General features: G+C 67.5%; 13 protein-coding genes. 10 read left to right on the forward strand and 3 right to left on the reverse strand.

Translation table 11 applies throughout. The annotated features are described in order from the left end of the window. Positions 1-27 precede the first annotated feature (27 nt). A complete protein-coding gene (locus BDI24065_RS19985) occupies positions 28-1,053 on the forward strand; it encodes an AraC family transcriptional regulator (protein WP_175032722.1) in 1,026 nt (341 codons plus the stop codon). 146 nt (positions 1,054-1,199) lie between these two features. Then, positions 1,200-1,730 (forward strand): GNAT family N-acetyltransferase, encoded by a 531-nt coding sequence (locus BDI24065_RS19990; RefSeq protein WP_175032723.1) that lies wholly within the window; start codon positions 1,200-1,202, stop codon positions 1,728-1,730. A 25-nt stretch (positions 1,731-1,755) separates the two neighbouring features. Here BDI24065_RS19990 and gcvA read toward each other — a convergent pair whose 3' ends face one another. Next, entirely contained in the window at positions 1,756-2,634 is an 879-nt protein-coding gene (gcvA, locus tag BDI24065_RS19995; protein WP_174967229.1) for a transcriptional regulator GcvA, read from the reverse strand. 126 nt (positions 2,635-2,760) lie between these two features. Between gcvA and argH the strand changes: the two genes are divergently transcribed. The 7 genes from argH (at position 2,761) to BDI24065_RS20030 (ending at position 9,964) form a co-directional block, all read left to right on the forward strand. Next, entirely contained in the window at positions 2,761-4,194 is a 1,434-nt protein-coding gene (gene argH / locus BDI24065_RS20000) for an argininosuccinate lyase (protein ID WP_175032724.1), read from the forward strand. Continuing rightward, a complete protein-coding gene (locus tag BDI24065_RS20005) occupies positions 4,188-5,081 on the forward strand; it encodes an amino acid ABC transporter permease (protein WP_175032725.1) in 894 nt (297 codons plus the stop codon). Before argH ends, BDI24065_RS20005 begins: the two co-directional genes overlap by 7 nt. After that, positions 5,078-5,881: an amino acid ABC transporter ATP-binding protein gene (locus BDI24065_RS20010; protein WP_277403765.1), complete on the forward strand. Its 804-nt coding sequence runs from the start codon at positions 5,078-5,080 to the stop codon at positions 5,879-5,881. The genes BDI24065_RS20005 and BDI24065_RS20010 overlap by 4 nt, the downstream gene beginning before the upstream one ends. A gap of 82 nt (positions 5,882-5,963) precedes the next feature. Further along, positions 5,964-6,797, forward strand: coding sequence for an ABC transporter substrate-binding protein (locus BDI24065_RS20015; protein ID WP_053060346.1), 834 nt, complete (start codon positions 5,964-5,966; stop codon positions 6,795-6,797). A gap of 7 nt (positions 6,798-6,804) precedes the next feature. Beyond that, the gene (locus tag BDI24065_RS20020; protein ID WP_175032726.1) at positions 6,805-7,677 is read left to right on the forward strand and encodes a polysaccharide deacetylase family protein; all 873 of its coding nucleotides are present in this window, start codon (positions 6,805-6,807) and stop codon (positions 7,675-7,677) included. After that, the gene (locus BDI24065_RS20025) at positions 7,674-8,582 is read left to right on the forward strand and encodes a polysaccharide deacetylase family protein (protein ID WP_254609804.1); all 909 of its coding nucleotides are present in this window, start codon (positions 7,674-7,676) and stop codon (positions 8,580-8,582) included. Before BDI24065_RS20020 ends, BDI24065_RS20025 begins: the two co-directional genes overlap by 4 nt. Next, complete coding sequence (locus BDI24065_RS20030) at positions 8,579-9,964, forward strand: MmgE/PrpD family protein (protein WP_175032728.1); 1,386 nt, start codon at positions 8,579-8,581, stop codon at positions 9,962-9,964. Before BDI24065_RS20025 ends, BDI24065_RS20030 begins: the two co-directional genes overlap by 4 nt. Before the next feature lie 110 nt (positions 9,965-10,074). On the opposite strand, the gene BDI24065_RS20035 is transcribed toward BDI24065_RS20030, so the two are convergent. After that, complete coding sequence (locus BDI24065_RS20035) at positions 10,075-11,022, reverse strand: mannuronate-specific alginate lyase (RefSeq protein WP_254609805.1); 948 nt, start codon at positions 11,020-11,022, stop codon at positions 10,075-10,077. Positions 11,023-11,468: 446 nt separating this feature from the next. On the opposite strand from BDI24065_RS20035, the gene BDI24065_RS20040 reads away from it, so the two are divergent. Beyond that, the gene (locus BDI24065_RS20040; RefSeq protein WP_175032730.1) at positions 11,469-13,661 is read left to right on the forward strand and encodes a TonB-dependent siderophore receptor; all 2,193 of its coding nucleotides are present in this window, start codon (positions 11,469-11,471) and stop codon (positions 13,659-13,661) included. 31 nt (positions 13,662-13,692) lie between these two features. On the opposite strand, the gene BDI24065_RS20045 is transcribed toward BDI24065_RS20040, so the two are convergent. Next, positions 13,693-14,499 (reverse strand): response regulator transcription factor, encoded by an 807-nt coding sequence (locus BDI24065_RS20045; RefSeq protein ID WP_175032731.1) that lies wholly within the window; start codon positions 14,497-14,499, stop codon positions 13,693-13,695. Positions 14,500-15,507 lie beyond the last annotated feature (1,008 nt).

The raw sequence follows: 15,507 nt of genomic DNA on the forward strand, positions 1-15,507 counted from the left end.
GCAACCGAGCATGACGGGAGAACATCGATGGCGCAATTTTCCGGAACGGGCTGGCTGCCGGATACGGCCTGTTTCAATCACGACAACCTGCTGCTGCAGTCGAACGACGTCGACGAGGTTCGCGCACGCGTCGCCGACGTATTCAAGCCGCACCGGCTCACGCCGACCGGCGAATCGCGCGCGCTGCACAGCTGCATGCATCATGCACGCTGGGGCAACCTGTCGTTGAACCTGCTCGATTATGGCGGTGGCGTCAGCATCGAGCCGGGGCCGCTCGAGCATTTCTTCCTGTTGCAGATTCCGCTGCGCGGGGACGCGGAGATCGAGTGCGGGTCCGCGCGTTTCGTGTCGTCGCTCGGCACCGCATCGTTGATCTCGCCGACGCTGTCGCTGAAGATGCGGTGGGGCGACGCGTGTCCGCAAGTCATCCTGCGCATCGAGCGTGAAGTGATGGAGCGTCATGCGCAGCGGCATTTCGGCGACGACCGGCGCGCACCGGTCGAATTCGAACCGGAATTCAGCCTGTCCTCGTCGCAGGGCACTTGTCTCGCGCAGATGCTGCCGATCCTCGCGGGCGCGATCGCGACCGATGCGCATCCGCTGCGTCACCCGCTTGCGTTCGAGCCGCTCGAATCGACGCTGCTCAACCTGCTGCTGCACGGCCACCCGAACAGCGCGCGCAACGGCACGCGGCATCTGCCGGTGGCGCTCGCGCCGTTCTACGTGCGGCGCGTCGAGGACTACATCCGCGCGCATCTCGACGAGCCGCTGACGATCGAACGGCTCGCCGAACTCGCCGGCGTCAGCCCGAGCACGCTGTTCGCCGGCTTCCGCCATCGCCACGGGATCACGCCGATGGGCTTCGTGCGGCAGTTGCGGCTGCAACATGTGCGCGAGGAACTGCTGGCCGACGATTCGCCGGGCCTCGCATCGGTGACGGATATCGCGCTGAAATGGGGTTTCGCGCACCTCGGGCGATTCGCGATCGAGTACAAGCGGGCGTTCGGCGAGTCGCCGTCGGCGACGCTCAGGATGCGGCGCGGGCGGGGTTGATGAAGGAAACAGCGAAGGAAACAGCGGGCACGTTCGGCGTTCCAGGCCACCGGCGATGAGCGGTGATCGACATCGCTGCACGGATCGCGGACAATCCGCGATGCACGCCGTACCCACCATCGCCACGCCGCCCGGGAGAGTTTTCGATGACTGGCATAGCCATCCGGTCCGCCCATCTCGACGATGCGCAGGCGATCGCCGACTTTCACGTCAAGGTCTGGCGGCACACCTACCGGGATCTCGCGCCGGCGGAAGCGTACGCCGTCCTCGACGAGCGCTATCGCGGCAGGAAATGGCGGGAAAAGCTGTCGTCGAACGACGCGCACCAGCTCGTGCTGATTGCGGAGACCGACGACAGGATCGTTGGAATCGGCGCGGCCGGCACGCCGTCGGAATCGATCTTCGACGGCCGCGGCGAGATCAAATTCCTGTATGTCGATCCCGGGTACAAGCGGCGCGGCATCGGCCGTCAGCTGCTGGCGCGACTGGCGATGCATCTGAGCCGGCTGGGCTACCACGGCGCCGCGTTGAGCGTCGTCACCGGGAACGACGCTGCGATCGCGTTCTATGAGGCGCTGCACGGCCGGCTTGCCGGCGAGTACATCGATCCGGGGCCGATCTGGCGATCGCACAACATCGTGATGGTGTGGGACGATCTTGCGAGTCTCGCGACCTGAGCCCGGCCTCGCGTCGCGACGCACGTCACGCGAGCCGCGCGCGCAGCCACGACGTGAACGCGGTCACGAGCGGCGAGTCGGCCAGCTCCTGACGCGTGACGAGATAGTAAGCATGACGTGACGGCACCGTCGCGCTGAACGGCCGCACGAGCGTGCCGTCGATCAGGTCGTCGCGCACCGACAGGCTGTCGCCGAGCGCCACGCCTTGCCCGTGCACCGCAGCTTCGACGCCGATGTGCGCGTTGCCGATTTCGAGAATGCGGATGCCCGGCAGCTGGTCGGCGTTCGCTTCCGCCAGCCAGCGCATCCACGAACCCGCATGCTCGCAGAACAGCGTGCGTCCCGCGAGATCCTGCACCTTGCGGATCGCATCCGGCCCGTTCATCAAGGCCGGGCTCACGACCGGAAACAGCGCCGGATGCTCGAGCAACTCGACATGCCGGTTGCGCCAGTTGCCTTCCCCGTAGCGAATGCAGACGTCGACGTCCGGCGAATAGATCTCGCGCTCGTCGTTCGACGGAATCACTTTCAGGTGGATACCCGGGTAGCGCTCGAGAAAATCGCCGATGTGCCTGGCGAGCCAGCGCGACGTCAGCGACAGCGGCGTCGACACGACGAGATCGCCGGCGGCGGCCGGCGAATCGAGCCTGACGGTCGCGTTCGCGATCATGTCGAACGCAGCGCCGACCGGCTCCAGCAGCGCTTCGCCTTCCGGCGTGAGCTTCACGCGCGCCTTTGATCTGACGAAAAGCGCGACGCCGAGCGTGCTTTCGAGAATCCGGATCTGGTGGCTGACCGCGCTCGCGGTCACGTGCAGTTCGTCGGCGGCGGCCGACACGCTGCCGCGCCGGGCGGCGGCTTCGAACGCGCGAAGCGGGTTCAGCGGGGGCAGGCGGTTGCGCATCGGCGGGCGCGTCGAATGACGCTGTGCTGAGAAAAATTTCATTTAAGCGGATTCAATTTCTCGCTACAACAAAAAAAATTGAATGCCTACAGTGGGGGCAATCCAACCGAGTCGAGGTCGACCGCAATGAGCCTTACCGAACCGATCGAACGCCTGTGGGGCGGCCGCTTCCAGTCGAAGCCGTCCGATGCGCTGCTGAACCTGTCCCGCTCCGATCCGAGTTTCTTCCGTCTCGTGCCGTACGACCTGGCGGGCTCCCGTGCGCATGCGCGCGAGCTGAATCGCGCAGGCATCCTGAGCGACGACGAACTGGCGCAACTGCTGGCCGCGATGGACGGCATCGCACGCGACTACGCGGCCGGCGCGATCGCGCCGTCGCCGGCCGACGAGGACGTGCATACCTTCCTCGAGCGCGTACTCACGCAGCGGCTGCCGGCGCTGGGCGGCAAGCTGCGCGCCGGGCGGTCGCGCAACGACCAGGCGGCGAACGACCTGCGCCTGTACCTGCGCGACAAGGCGCGCCAGCTGGTGCGCGGCGTGCTCGACCTGCAGGACGCGCTGGTCGGCCAGGCGAGCCGGCACGTCGATACGGTGACGGCTGGATTCACCCACCTGCAGCCGGCCCAGCCGATCGTGTTCGGCCATCAGTTGCTTGCGCACGCGCAGTCGCTGTATCGCGACGCCGACCGTTTGGTCGACTGGGACCGTCGCACCGCGCGTTCGCCGCTCGGCGCGGCCGCGCTTGCCGGTTCGGCGATCTGCGTGCGGCCCGAGCTGTCCGCGCAGGAGCTCGGTTATGACGCGCCGTGCGAGAACTCGATCGACGCGGTGGCCGCCCGCGATCACGTCGCCGAATTCTCGTTCGTCACGAGCATGCTGGCCGTCAACCTGTCCCGCCTGTCGGAAGAAGTGATCCTGTGGACGTCGCGACAATTCCGCTGGGTGGAACTCGACGACGGCTATGCGACGGGCAGCTCGATCATGCCGCAGAAGAAGAACCCGGACATCGCGGAACTCACGCGCGGCAAGGCCGGGCGCCTGATCGGCAACCTAACGGGCCTGCTCGCGACGCTGAAATCGCTGCCGCTCGCGTACAACCGCGATCTCGCCGAAGACAAGATCGCCGCGTTCGATGCGATCGATACGCTCGAACTCGTGTTGCCCGCGATGGCGGGGATGATCCGCACGATGCGCGTGAACGTCGACGAGATGCGTCGCCAGGCGCCGCTCGGTTTCACGCTCGCCACCGAAGTCGCCGACTGGCTGGCGCTGACGGGGGTGCCATTCAGCGAAGCACACGAAATCACCGGCGCGCTCGTGCGCGCGTGCGAGCGGGACGGCATCGAGCTCGCGGACGCGAGCGCGGCACAGCTGCAGGCCGTCGACGCGCGGCTCGCGCCGGCGGTGCGCGCGCATCTGACGCTCGACGCGGCCGTCGCGGCCCGCGGCGGTGCGGGCGGCACGTCGCCCGCCCGTGTGCGCGAGCAGATCGGCCGCCTGGGCGAAGCCATCGAACGCCAGGCCGCGTGGGCGGTCGACTACCGGGGGCCGTCATGCTGAGCGCATCCGATTCAAGCCGTCTCGACCGCGCATCCGTGCCGACCGGCCCCGCGGCCGACGACACGGCCGGCCTCGTGCGCGTGCGCCGGCGCTACTGGGGCCGCTATGTCGCGTCGATCGCGATCATCGCCGCGCTGGCCTATGTGGTCGCCGCGTTCGCGCGCGGGCAGATCGAGTGGCGCGTCGTCGGCCAGTTCCTCACCGCGCACTCGATCCTGACGGGGCTCGGCAACACGATCGTGATGACCGTGCTCGCGATGACGCTCGGCGTCGTGCTCGGCGTCGTCACCGCGGTGATGCGGCTGTCGTCGAACCCGGTGCTCGGCGCGATCGCGCAGGGCTACATCTGGCTGTTCCGCGGCACGCCGGTGATCCTGCAGCTGCTGCTGTGGTTCAACCTCGCGCTGGTGTTTCCGACGCTCGGCATTCCGGGCATCGCCGAATACCGGACCGTCGACGTGATGACGCCGTTCCTCGCGGCCGTGCTCGGGCTCGGGATCAACCAGGGCGCGTATACGTCGGAGGTCGTGCGCGCGGGGCTGCTGTCGGTCGACACCGGCCAGTACGAGGCCGCGAAATCGATCGGCATGGCGCGCCTGCAGGCGCTGCGCCGGATCATCCTGCCGCAGGCGATGCGCGTGATCGTGCCGCCGATCGGCAACGAGCTGATCGGCATGGTCAAGCTGACGTCGCTCGCGAGCGTCGTGCAATACGCGGAGATGCTGCACAACGCGCAGAACATCTATTACGCGAACGCCCGCGTGATCGAGCTGCTGATCGTCGCCGGCATCTGGTATCTCGCGGTCGTGACCGTGCTGTCGCTCGCGCAGGCGCGCGTCGAACGCCGCTACGCACGCGGCGCGGGCCGAGCGGCAGGGCGCAAATGAACGATACGATCCTCAACCATCGGGAGAACGTCATGACGAACGCGGTCGTTCGCGCGGTCGACGTGCGCAAGTCGTACGGCGATTTCCAGGCGCTGCACGGCATCACGCTCGACGTCGCGCCGGGCGAAGTGCTGTGCATCATCGGGCCGTCCGGCTCGGGCAAGAGCACGTTCCTGCGCTGCATCAACCAGCTCGAGACGATCAGCGCGGGCGCGCTGTGGGTCAACGGCGAGCTGGCCGGCTACCGGCGCACCGGCGACCGGCTGCACGAACTGTCGGAGCGCCAGGTCGCGCGCCAGCGGCTCGCGACCAGCATGGTGTTCCAGCGCTTCAACCTGTTTCCGCACAAGACCGCGCTCGAGAACGTGATCGAAGGCCCGGTGCAGGTGCTCAAGCGCCGCCGCGCGCAAGCCGAGGAGGAAGCGCGCGCGCTGCTCGCGCGCGTCGGGCTCGGGCACAAGTGCGACGCGTTTCCGGTCGAGCTGTCGGGCGGCCAGCAGCAGCGCGTCGCGATCGCGCGGGCGCTTGCGATGCATCCGCAACTGATCCTGTTCGACGAACCGACGTCGGCGCTCGACCCTGAACTCGTCGGTGAAGTGCTGGCCGTGATGCGCGATCTCGCGAAGAGCGGGATGACGATGATCGTCGTCACGCACGAGCTCGGGTTTGCGCGCGAGGTGGCCGACCGCGTCGTGTTCATGGACGGCGGCCGGATCGTCGAGAGCGGGCCGCCCGACCAGGTACTGTCCGCGCCGACGCATGCGCGCACGCGCGACTTCATCTCCGCCGTGATTGCATGAACGGGCCGGGCCCCCGATCGATCGAGCCGTCACCGAGAGCGGCGCAGTCCCCCATGACTTCATTACGACAAGGCGACATCCCATGAAAGCATCCGTCCTGACCCGCACGCTGGCCGCTGTCGCATTCGGCGCGCTCGCGCTCCACGCGTCGTACGCCGCCGCGCAATCCGCGAGCGCGAAACGTACGCTGAACGTCGCGATCGTGCCGAACTATCCGCCGTTCGAATACAAGGACCCGGCGACCGACAAGCTGGCGGGCTTCGACGTCGATCTCGGCGAGGCACTGGCCGCGAAGATGGGCGCGAAACTGAACTGGGTCGAAACCAGCTTCGACCAGATGATGAGCGCGGTTGCCACCCAACGCGTCGACATGATCCTGTCCGGCATGACCGACCTGCCGACCCGCCGCGATGCGGTGACCTTCGTCGACTACATCGAGACGGGCCCGCAGTTCTACACGCTGAAGGCGCGTGCCGGCGAGTTCGCGCAGATGAACGCGCTATGCGGAAAGCGCGTCGGGTCGAGCCGGCGCACGTCGTTTCCGGACAACACGACCGCGTGGAGCGCGGAGAACTGCGTGAAAGCCGGCAAGCCGGCGATCGTCGTGGTCGGTACCGACGGCTCGGCGGACGCCCGGATGCAGTTGCGCCAGAACCGCATCGACGCGGCCGTGCAGGGCGGCGAGACGCTGCCGTACCAGAACAGTCTCGAACAGAACGCATATGCGCCGGTCGGCAAGCCGTTCCTGTCGCAATACACCGGTATCGGCGTCGCGAAGGGCAATACCGCGCTGAGCAGTGCGCTGACGACGGCGCTCAACCAGTTGATCGCCGACGGTTCGTACCAGAAGCTGCTCGCGAAATGGGGGCTGCAGGAGCACGCAGTGGCGAAGGCGACGATCAACGCGACGCGCTGAGCGCGAGATGACGGACCTCGCTCCCCGCTGGCCGGACGCGCAGCGCGCATGCGTCGCGCTCGCGTTCGATCTCGACGGCCCGACCGGCGACGCGATGCTGAACGGGTCGATCTGGCGCAACCCCGCGTATTTCACGCTCGGCAGCTACGGGCCGTGGCGCGCGCTCGGCCGGTTGCTCGACCTGCTCGCGTCGTTCGATCTGCCCGCGACGTTCTTCGTGCCCGCGTGGATCGCGCAGACGTGGCCCGCGCAATGCGCGGCGATCGTCGAGCGCGGCCACGAAATCGGCTATCACGGCTATCGGCACGAAGCGTTCTGGACGCTCGAGCCCGAGCGGCAGCGCGAAATCATGGCGCAGTCCGCCGACGTCTTCGCGCGCACGCTCGGCGTGCGGCCGGTCGGGTTCCGCACGCCGTCCGGCGACTGGAGCGACGCGACCGTGGCCGTGCTGCGCGAGGCCGGCGTGCGCTATTCGAGTTCGATGCGCGGCGACGACCGGCCGTACCTGCTGCACGGCACGGACGGCGCGCCGCCGCTCGTCGAGATTCCGGGCCGCTGGGAGACCGACGATTACGCGTCGCTCGCGTATCACCGCAACCCCGACTATCCGGCCGGGCTCGACCGGATCGCCGGTTACGGCGCGACACTCGACAACTGGACGCGCGAATTCGACGGCGTGTACCGCGAAGGGCTGTGCCTGACGACGCTGCTGCATCCGAAGGTCTGCGGCAAGCCGGGGCGCATCGCGCTACTGGAGGCGTGGCTCGCGCACATGCGCGCACGGGATGGCGTATGGTTCGCGCGCTGCCGCGAAGTGGCCGACTGGTGGCTCGCGCAGGCCACGCGAGATGCACAACCGACGCAACGGAGCAACGCGTGACGATATTTCCTGCATGGCCGGGCGGCGCGCGCTGCGCGGTCGCGATCACGGTCGACTTCAACGACATTCATGGCATCCAGACCCGCGAGCCGCGCATCGTCGGCCGCGAGAAATCGCTGTCGGTGTGGCGCTACGGCGCGACCCGAGGCGTCGACCGGTTGCTCGCGGCATTCGACGCGTTCGGCGTACCGGCGAGCTGGTTCGTGCCCGGCGTCGTCGCCGAAACCCACGGGGCCGCGGTGCGCGAGATCGCGGCGGCTGGCCACGAGCTCGGCGTGAGCGGTTATCGCTGCGAGGATTTCGATGCGCTGCCGCTCGCCGCGCAGATCGATGCGTGCCGCGCCGGGAGTGGCGCGCTGGCGGACGCGACCGGCCGCGAGGCGGCGGGTTTTCGCTCGTTCACCGGCAACTGGGCCGACGGTTTCGCGGATTTTCTCGTCGCGGAGGGCTTCACGTGGTCGTCGTCGTGGCGCGGCGACGATCGGCCGTACGTGCATCCGCGCGGCGACGGCGGCACGGAAGGTGCGCGGCTCGTCGAACTGCCGCTCCACGACGAACTCGACGACGAGCCGTACTTCGCGTTCAACCTGTCGCCGCCCGTGCCTGCCGGCCAGCCTCGCATCGCTGCCTATCGCGACGTGCTCGACAACTGGCTGCGCGACGTCGACGGGTTCCGGCGTTTCGGGCTGTGCTGCGTGTTGCGCCTGCATCCCGAGATCATCGGCACGGCGGCGCGCATCGATCTGCTGCGGGCGTTGCTGGCTCACCTGCGCGACGCGGGCGACGTGTGGTTCGCCACCGGGCGCGACATCGCAAGCTGGTGGCGCACCCAGGCGCCCGTCAATGAACCGGGTCATCCGGTCGACGTGTTCGCGCACTGCGTGGCCGAGGAGTCGGCGAGATGACGACGGATGCGCAAACACGCGCGACGCGGCTCGCGGCGTTCGTCGCGCAGACAGCCGCCGACGCGTTGCCGGAGGAGGTCGTTGCGAAGGCCAGGCGTCACGTGCTCGACACATTCGGTGCGGCGCTGGCCGGCACGTCGGCCGTCGAGACGCGCAGCGCCCGCGCGCTGACCGGCGACACCGCGCACGGTGGCGCATCGCTCTGGGGCACGCGCCGGACCGCCGGCGCGCGCGACGCGGCGTTCGTCAACGGCATTGCCGCGCATGCGCTCGAGCTCGACGATTCCGGCGGCTGCGACCATTCGGGGGCGGTCGTGCTGCCTGCCGTGCTCGCCGCGCTGTCGTGCGCCGGCCACCCGGTGACGGGCCGGGAATGCGTGACGGCAATCGTGCTCGGTTACGACGTCGGCCGGCGCGTGCTCGAGGCGGCGGGCGGCTACTCGGCCCATAACGGCGCGGGCTGGCATTCGACGCTCAGTTGCGGCGTGTTCGGCGCGGCGGCCGCGAGTGCGCGCGTGCTCGGGCTCGACACCGCACGCACGCGCGACGCGCTTGGCCACGCGGCGAGCTTCGCCGGCGGACTGTGGAGCTTCATCCACGACGGATCGCAGACGAAGCGGCTGCACGCCGGGCGCGCGGCGGAAGGCGGCGTGCTCGCGGCGCTGCTCGCGCGCGAAGGCGTAAGCGGTCCCGCCCGCGTGTTCGACGACGTATGGGGTGGCTTCTTCAACACGTTCGCCGCGCAGTCTCGTGTGCCCGACGCATTGACTGATGGCCTTGGCGCGCACTGGAAGCTGATGCGCTGCTCGATCAAGCCGCATGCATCGTGCCGCAGTGCGCATGCGGCCGTCGACGCGGCGCTGCAGCTTGCGGACGGCCGCACGTTCGACGCCGGCGAGCTGGAACGGGTGGTGGTGCGCGCAAGCGCGTTCGTTGTGCGGATGTGCGGCGGTCGCGACCTGTCGACGCTGTCATCCGCGCAGATGAGCCTGCCGTACGCGGTGGCGGCGGCACTCGCATTCGGCGACACGGGACTCGGTGTCTATCGCGACGACCGGCGCACCGATCCGCGCGTCACCGCGCTGCTCGCACGCATCGAGGTCGATGTCGATCCCGAGCTCGGCGATCTCGACGAGCCGACGGTCATCCTGTACCGCGCGAACGGAATGCGGGAATCGCGTCATGTTCCGATCGCACTCGGCGATCCGCGCAATCCGCTGCCGGATGCGACGCTTCTGGCGAAATATCGTGCGCTGGCGGGCCTGGCGCTTGACCGTGCGCGCGTCGATGCGTTGAGCGACATGTGCCTGTCGCTGGACCGGCAGGCGGACGCGCGCGTGCTGAACGAGCGGCTCGCAGGCGATCCGGGCAGCCTCGATTGAGTGTGCCGATGGGTTTCGTGCGGGCGCTGCGGCTGCGACATTTTCGCGAGAAGCTGCCGGCCGACGATACGGCGACGCTCAGGGCGCGCCGCGTGCGCGGGTGACCGGGCTTACGGCAGCGGCGCACCCCAGACCGCCGTCACGTCGCCACCGAGCCGCCATTCGGTGAACGGCCGGCGCGGCGCGATGATCGCCGGCAGGCGGCTATCGTGAAAGCGCGCGTAGTACGGCTCGACCCAGCTCAGTTCATCGCGGAACGTCCACGGAAACAGGTCCTGCTTGACCGGCGTGATGGCCGTGAAGCTGGCGGGATCGTCGACCGCATCGATGACGAGGTTCGCGAGGCGGCCGATCGCGCCGTCGTTTTCCCGATAGAGATCGATATGGCGCCGCTGCACGAGTTCCGCTGCGAACACGAGCGGGAGCAGCGCGAACGTGTGATAGTGCAGCGCGCGGTTGCCGCGTTTGACTTCGCGCGCGAGCGCCCCGTCGGGGCCGATGTCGCGGATGCCTTCGCGTACCCGCAGCAGCCCCGAGTCGACGAGGCTCGCGTTGCCGGTCACGGTGCCGATGGCGATCAGGTCGAGGCCGGCCCAGTACACGAGGTTGTTGTGCAAATGATTGATCGCCTCCGCATCGCGGGTGGCGATCGCGATGCGTTCGAGCCACGGATCGATCGTGTCGAACCGCGCGCGGTTTGCTTCGCGCACGTCGCGCGGCATGCGCAGGATCACCATCGCGAAGTCGGTGCCGGCCCACGAACGCTCGTAGTAGCCCTGATAACCGGAGATCGGGCCCATCAGCGCATCGGCTTGCGCCCAGCTTTCCAGCAGGCTCGCGGCGCACGACCAGTCACCCTTGTCGGCCGACGCATTGAGCCGCGCAATGAAATCGCGCATCGGCTTCACGGCGCGCGCATAGCCGGCGGCGTCGTCATAGTAGCCGGGCGGATCGATCGTCGTGACGGCCGCCGGGAGGTCGCACGCATGGGCGGGTGGCACAACGGCGAAGAGCGCGCCTGCGACGAACAACGCAGCGAACAGCGGTCGGGACGACATGCGGCGCATAGGATCCTCGCTGATGACGGTGGTGTGACAAACACGGAAGCCGCCCCTGGGGCGCACAACATCGCGACGTCGGGCGCGTGCGGCCGGAACGACCCGGCGAAGCCCGGTGACGCGCGCAGGGCCGTTCAATCTGCGGCCGCTCCCGCGGCGCACGCAGTCTAGCGTCCTCGTCTTTCATCCGCCTTGCCCGGCGAAAGCCGCATGGATCGCTGCCGAACCGGCTCCGCTTTCCATGCACCGAACGTCGACTCACTTTTTTAAAGACTGCGCTATGTTCGCCCGGTATCATCGCTGCGCTCGCGACCGACGCCATGGGCCAGTGCATGCCGACTCGCGCGCAACCAGCATCGCCAGGAAGACAACACAGGGCGGACGCCGACGGTGCGTCGCGCCGCGATCGGGCCGAATCGGCCACCAGCACGACGGAGCATGGAACGATGGTAACGGGGACGGGCGCGGCGCGACGCGCGAGGGCGATCGCTGCCGGGAGCGCGTTGTACGTGGCGGCAGCGGGCGGCGCACACGCGCAGGCATCGGGTGCGGCCGCCACGCCGCCGGCCGGCGCGGCGGCGGCCGCGCTGCCGGCAATCGACGTGGCAGGGAAGGCCGACGGTTCGTCGAGCGGGCTCGTCGGGCTGCGCACCGCGGCCGGCACGAAGACCGACACGCCGGTGGCCGAGATCCCGCAAACGATCAATCTCGTGACCGCGCAGCAGATCGAGATGACCGGCGCGACCGACCTGAACCAGGCACTGCGCTACGTGCCGGGATTCGCGACGTTCGGCGCCGACAGCCGCACCGACTGGTATGCGGCGCTGCGCGGCTTCACGCCGACGCTGTACGTCGACGGTGTGGCCGCGCCGAATACGGCCGTCATCGCGAACTGGCGCGTCGATCCGTACACGATCGACTCGATCGCCGTGCTGCGCGGGCCGACGTCGGTGCTGTACGGCGCGGGCGAGCCCGGCGCGATCGTCGACGCGCACACGAAGCTCGCCGACGGCGAACGCGTTCGCGAAGCCGGCGTGGAGATCGGCAATGACGCGCGCAAGCAATTCATGGTCGATGTCGGCGACACGCTCGACCCGGACGGCCGCTACGCGTACCGCTTCGTCGGCGTGGCGCGCGACGGCAATGCGGTCACCGGCCCGAACGGCGACCGGCGCGTCGCGCTGGCGCCGTCGTTCCGCTGGCGGCCGAACGCGGACACGTCGCTGACGCTCTCGGCGACGTTCCTGCAGGACAGCGGCGATATTTCGTCGAACTTCCTGCCCGCGTCGGGCACGGTGTTGCCGAACCCGAACGGCCGCCTGTCGCAGGACATCTACATGGGCGCCCCCGGGTTCAACGACTACCGGAAGAAGCAGTGGTCGCTCGGCTACGCGCTGGAGCACCGCGTGAATGCGATCTGGTCGCTGCACCAGGACGTGCGCTGGTCGCACCTGTCGCTCGACGACGCGACGGTGTTCGGCATTGGTTTCATGCCCCGCAGCACCACCGACATGATGCGTTACGCGGGGCTGTTCCAGCTCAACTACAGCCGGTTCGACATCGACAACCACGCGCAGGCACGCTTCGGCACGGGGCCGCTCGAACATACGCTGCTGCTCGGCGTGCAATATGACCGGCAGACGACGACCAACAGCGTGCGGCTCGCGCTGGCGCCGTCGCTCAACCTGTATCAACCCGTCTATCGCCCCGTCACCGACGCGATTTTCTCCGGCCCGACGTCGCTCGGCCACATCGACCAGTACACGGCGATGAACGGCGTCGGCGTGTACGCGCAGGACCAGATCCGCTGGAAGCGCTGGACGCTGACGCTCGGCGGCCGCGAGGATTTCGTCAATGCGCGGTTCGACGACCGCACGGCCGGCACGCAGGCGCAGCAGGACGTCAGTGCGTTCTCCGGGCGCGTCGGGCTCACTTATCAGGGGGACGCCGGACTGTCGCCGTACGTGAGCTATTCGACGTCGTTCGATCCCGTCATCGGCGTGCGCTTGTATGGCGGCGGCTTGCCCACGCCGACGCGCGGCAAGCAGACGGAAGCCGGATTGCGCTGGCAGCCGCCCGGCAGGAACCTGATGCTGAGTGCGGCCGTCTACCAGATCGACCAGACTCACGTCGTGACGCCGACACCGGTCAATCTCGACCCGACCGGCACGACGTCCGTGCAGACCGGCAAGGTGCGTTCGCGCGGGATCGAGCTGAGTGCGGTCGGCAAGATGACACGCGAGCTGTCGATCGTCGCATCGTATGTCTATCAGGACGTCAAGAACGTGCAGGCGAACGATGCGTCGCTGAACAACTGGCCGGTCGCCGTGCCGCTGCCGCGGCAGATGGCGTCGATGTGGGCCGACTGGACCTGGCGCACGGGCCCGCTGTCGGGCCTCGGGCTCGGCGGTGGCGTGCGCTACCAGAGTGCGTCGGCCGGCGCACCCGACAACTCGCTGACCGTGCCGAGCGTGACGCTGGTCGATCTGGCGCTGCACTACGAGATGCCGCACTGGCGGTTCGCGCTGAACGTCGCGAACCTGTTCGACCGGCGCTATGTCAGCGGTTGCCAGTCGTACGCCGTCTGCGTGTTCGGCAACGAGCGGACCGTGCTGGCCAGCGCGAAATACAACTGGTAATCGCGAACGCGCGGAACGCGTGGAACGCGTGCTACGCGTCGCGCTGCGGTTCCCGGCGCGCGGCACGTTCGCCGGCGTGGCGCTGGCGGCGCCACTCGGTCGGCGTGAGGCCGAAACGTTCGCGGAATGCGGTCGCGAAATTCGCCGGCGTGGAGAAGCCGATTTCCTTCGCAATGCCGGCAATGCTGAGCGACGTCGAATCCAGCAGATCCTGCGCGATCCGCAGCCGCTCGTGCCGCAGATACTCGAATACCGTCTGGCCGAGGTTGTCGCGAAACGCACGTGACAGCCGCTTTTCATGCGTGCCGACCGCGCGTGCCAGTTGCTCCACCGTCGGTGGATCGTTCAGCGTCCGCGCCAGGTGGCGGATGGCCGCGCGCACGATGATGTCGTCGTCCTTGCCGGCCGCAAACGGGCTTTCCGTGTCGACGGGCTGCTCGCGCCGTTCCCGCGCAAGCTGCACGCGAATCCGTGCGAGCACTTCGGACGGCTCGAACGGTTTCACCACATAGTCGACGCAGCCGATTTCGAATCCCTCGAGGCGTTCGTGCAACGCGCCGGCCACGGTCAGGAAGATCACCGGAATCGCGCATGTCAGCGGATCGGCGGCCAGCAGCCGGCACGCGGTGAAGCCGTCCATGCGCGGCATGCGGACATCCATCAGGATCAGGTCGGGCACGAGCGCCTGCGCGCGCTGGCACGCTTGCAACCCGTCGGATGCAATGCTGATCCGGCATCCCGTGCCGCGCAGGATGTCGATCAGCAAGCGAAGCTGGTCGGGCTGATCGTCGACGATCAGGATATGGGCGTCACCCAATGCGGAGATCGATGGATGCATCGTGCACCTGTTCTGGAATGGCCGCTGGCTGCGTTCCTGCGGGTGGCCGGCCCGGTTCGGAATAATCGTCGGAAGCCGCTCTATGGCGACGCACAAGCACATCGATATTCGGCGTTCGCCACACTGCGCGACAGACAACCGGCCGGCGTAATACCCGGTATTGCTTGTTTTGATCACTGATCGGGTAAAGACACGGCGCGTTGCCGTCACCGCGCGCTGAAAAGGGCACGGCTGCCGGTATCGATGCGAGCCGAATTGTAGGGGCATATTTCGATTCTTGCCAGACGCATTGACTCTATTCGCATCATTCCGCTTTTCGAATTCTTCATCGTGTATCGGGATTGGCTTTTACAGTGCGGCGCGCCGGTGCCTGTCCATTTCCGCCATTTTCATTTGCATCCCCGCGTCCCACCTCGCGGCTCCGGGTTTTTCTTCGAAAATTTTTCCGGCATTTATTTTTAATCCGCCTCAGCAAAGTATTTATCCGCTCAACAAAACATCCGGATTAATTCCTGCGACGCGAAATCGTTTGCGAGTCGGACATTTTTAATGTAACTCGTTGAATATATTGAATTTTACAATCTATAAAGAATGTTACCTTCAATAATTTTAGATCGTGTCCCATAATTCGTCCGAACTTTGAATGCAGGGTTGCACCGAGCAACACAAGGCACGGCGGATTGTGGCGGACGTTGTGCGATTCGGGTCCGACGCATCAATTGATGCGCATCCGAACGCATGTCCGCAGCGCGCAAGCGAGAATCCGGTTGCCGTGGATGAAATAAAAGAAGCGGGGTTGGTCGCGGTCTACGCGACATCGAATCAGGGGTGTCCATAACGGCGGGTTGAATCTCCGGATTCAGTCGCTGGGCGAATTCGCCCATATAAAACGATATGCATTCCTAATGTAATACCGGAATTAACGGAACGGGCCGTAACACGAACGGCGTGCCCGGGCTTTCGATCGTCCCGTCGCGGCGGGGCGACGATGCGTGTCGCCTTCGGCAC

Origin of the sequence: Burkholderia lata (assembly GCF_902499025.1) — a bacterium.
Classification (GTDB): Bacteria; Pseudomonadota; Gammaproteobacteria; order Burkholderiales; family Burkholderiaceae; genus Burkholderia; species Burkholderia lata_C.

Excerpts from the sequence above, each read along its gene's own strand:
- BDI24065_RS19985 (WP_175032722.1), top strand. The coding sequence starts at position 28 with ATGGCGCAATTTTCCGGAACGGGCTGGCTGCCGGATACGGCCTGTTTC.
- BDI24065_RS19990 (WP_175032723.1), top strand. The coding sequence starts at position 1,200 with ATGACTGGCATAGCCATCCGGTCCGCCCATCTCGACGATGCGCAGGCG.
- gcvA (WP_174967229.1), bottom strand. The coding sequence starts at position 2,634 with ATGCGCAACCGCCTGCCCCCGCTGAACCCGCTTCGCGCGTTCGAAGCC.
- argH (WP_175032724.1), top strand. The coding sequence starts at position 2,761 with ATGAGCCTTACCGAACCGATCGAACGCCTGTGGGGCGGCCGCTTCCAG.
- BDI24065_RS20005 (WP_175032725.1), top strand. The coding sequence starts at position 4,188 with ATGCTGAGCGCATCCGATTCAAGCCGTCTCGACCGCGCATCCGTGCCG.
- BDI24065_RS20010 (WP_277403765.1), top strand. The coding sequence starts at position 5,078 with ATGAACGATACGATCCTCAACCATCGGGAGAACGTCATGACGAACGCG.
- BDI24065_RS20015 (WP_053060346.1), top strand. The coding sequence starts at position 5,964 with ATGAAAGCATCCGTCCTGACCCGCACGCTGGCCGCTGTCGCATTCGGC.
- BDI24065_RS20020 (WP_175032726.1), top strand. The coding sequence starts at position 6,805 with ATGACGGACCTCGCTCCCCGCTGGCCGGACGCGCAGCGCGCATGCGTC.
- BDI24065_RS20030 (WP_175032728.1), top strand. The coding sequence starts at position 8,579 with ATGACGACGGATGCGCAAACACGCGCGACGCGGCTCGCGGCGTTCGTC.
- BDI24065_RS20035 (WP_254609805.1), bottom strand. The coding sequence starts at position 11,022 with ATGTCGTCCCGACCGCTGTTCGCTGCGTTGTTCGTCGCAGGCGCGCTC.
- BDI24065_RS20040 (WP_175032730.1), top strand. The coding sequence starts at position 11,469 with ATGGTAACGGGGACGGGCGCGGCGCGACGCGCGAGGGCGATCGCTGCC.
- BDI24065_RS20045 (WP_175032731.1), bottom strand. The coding sequence starts at position 14,499 with ATGCATCCATCGATCTCCGCATTGGGTGACGCCCATATCCTGATCGTC.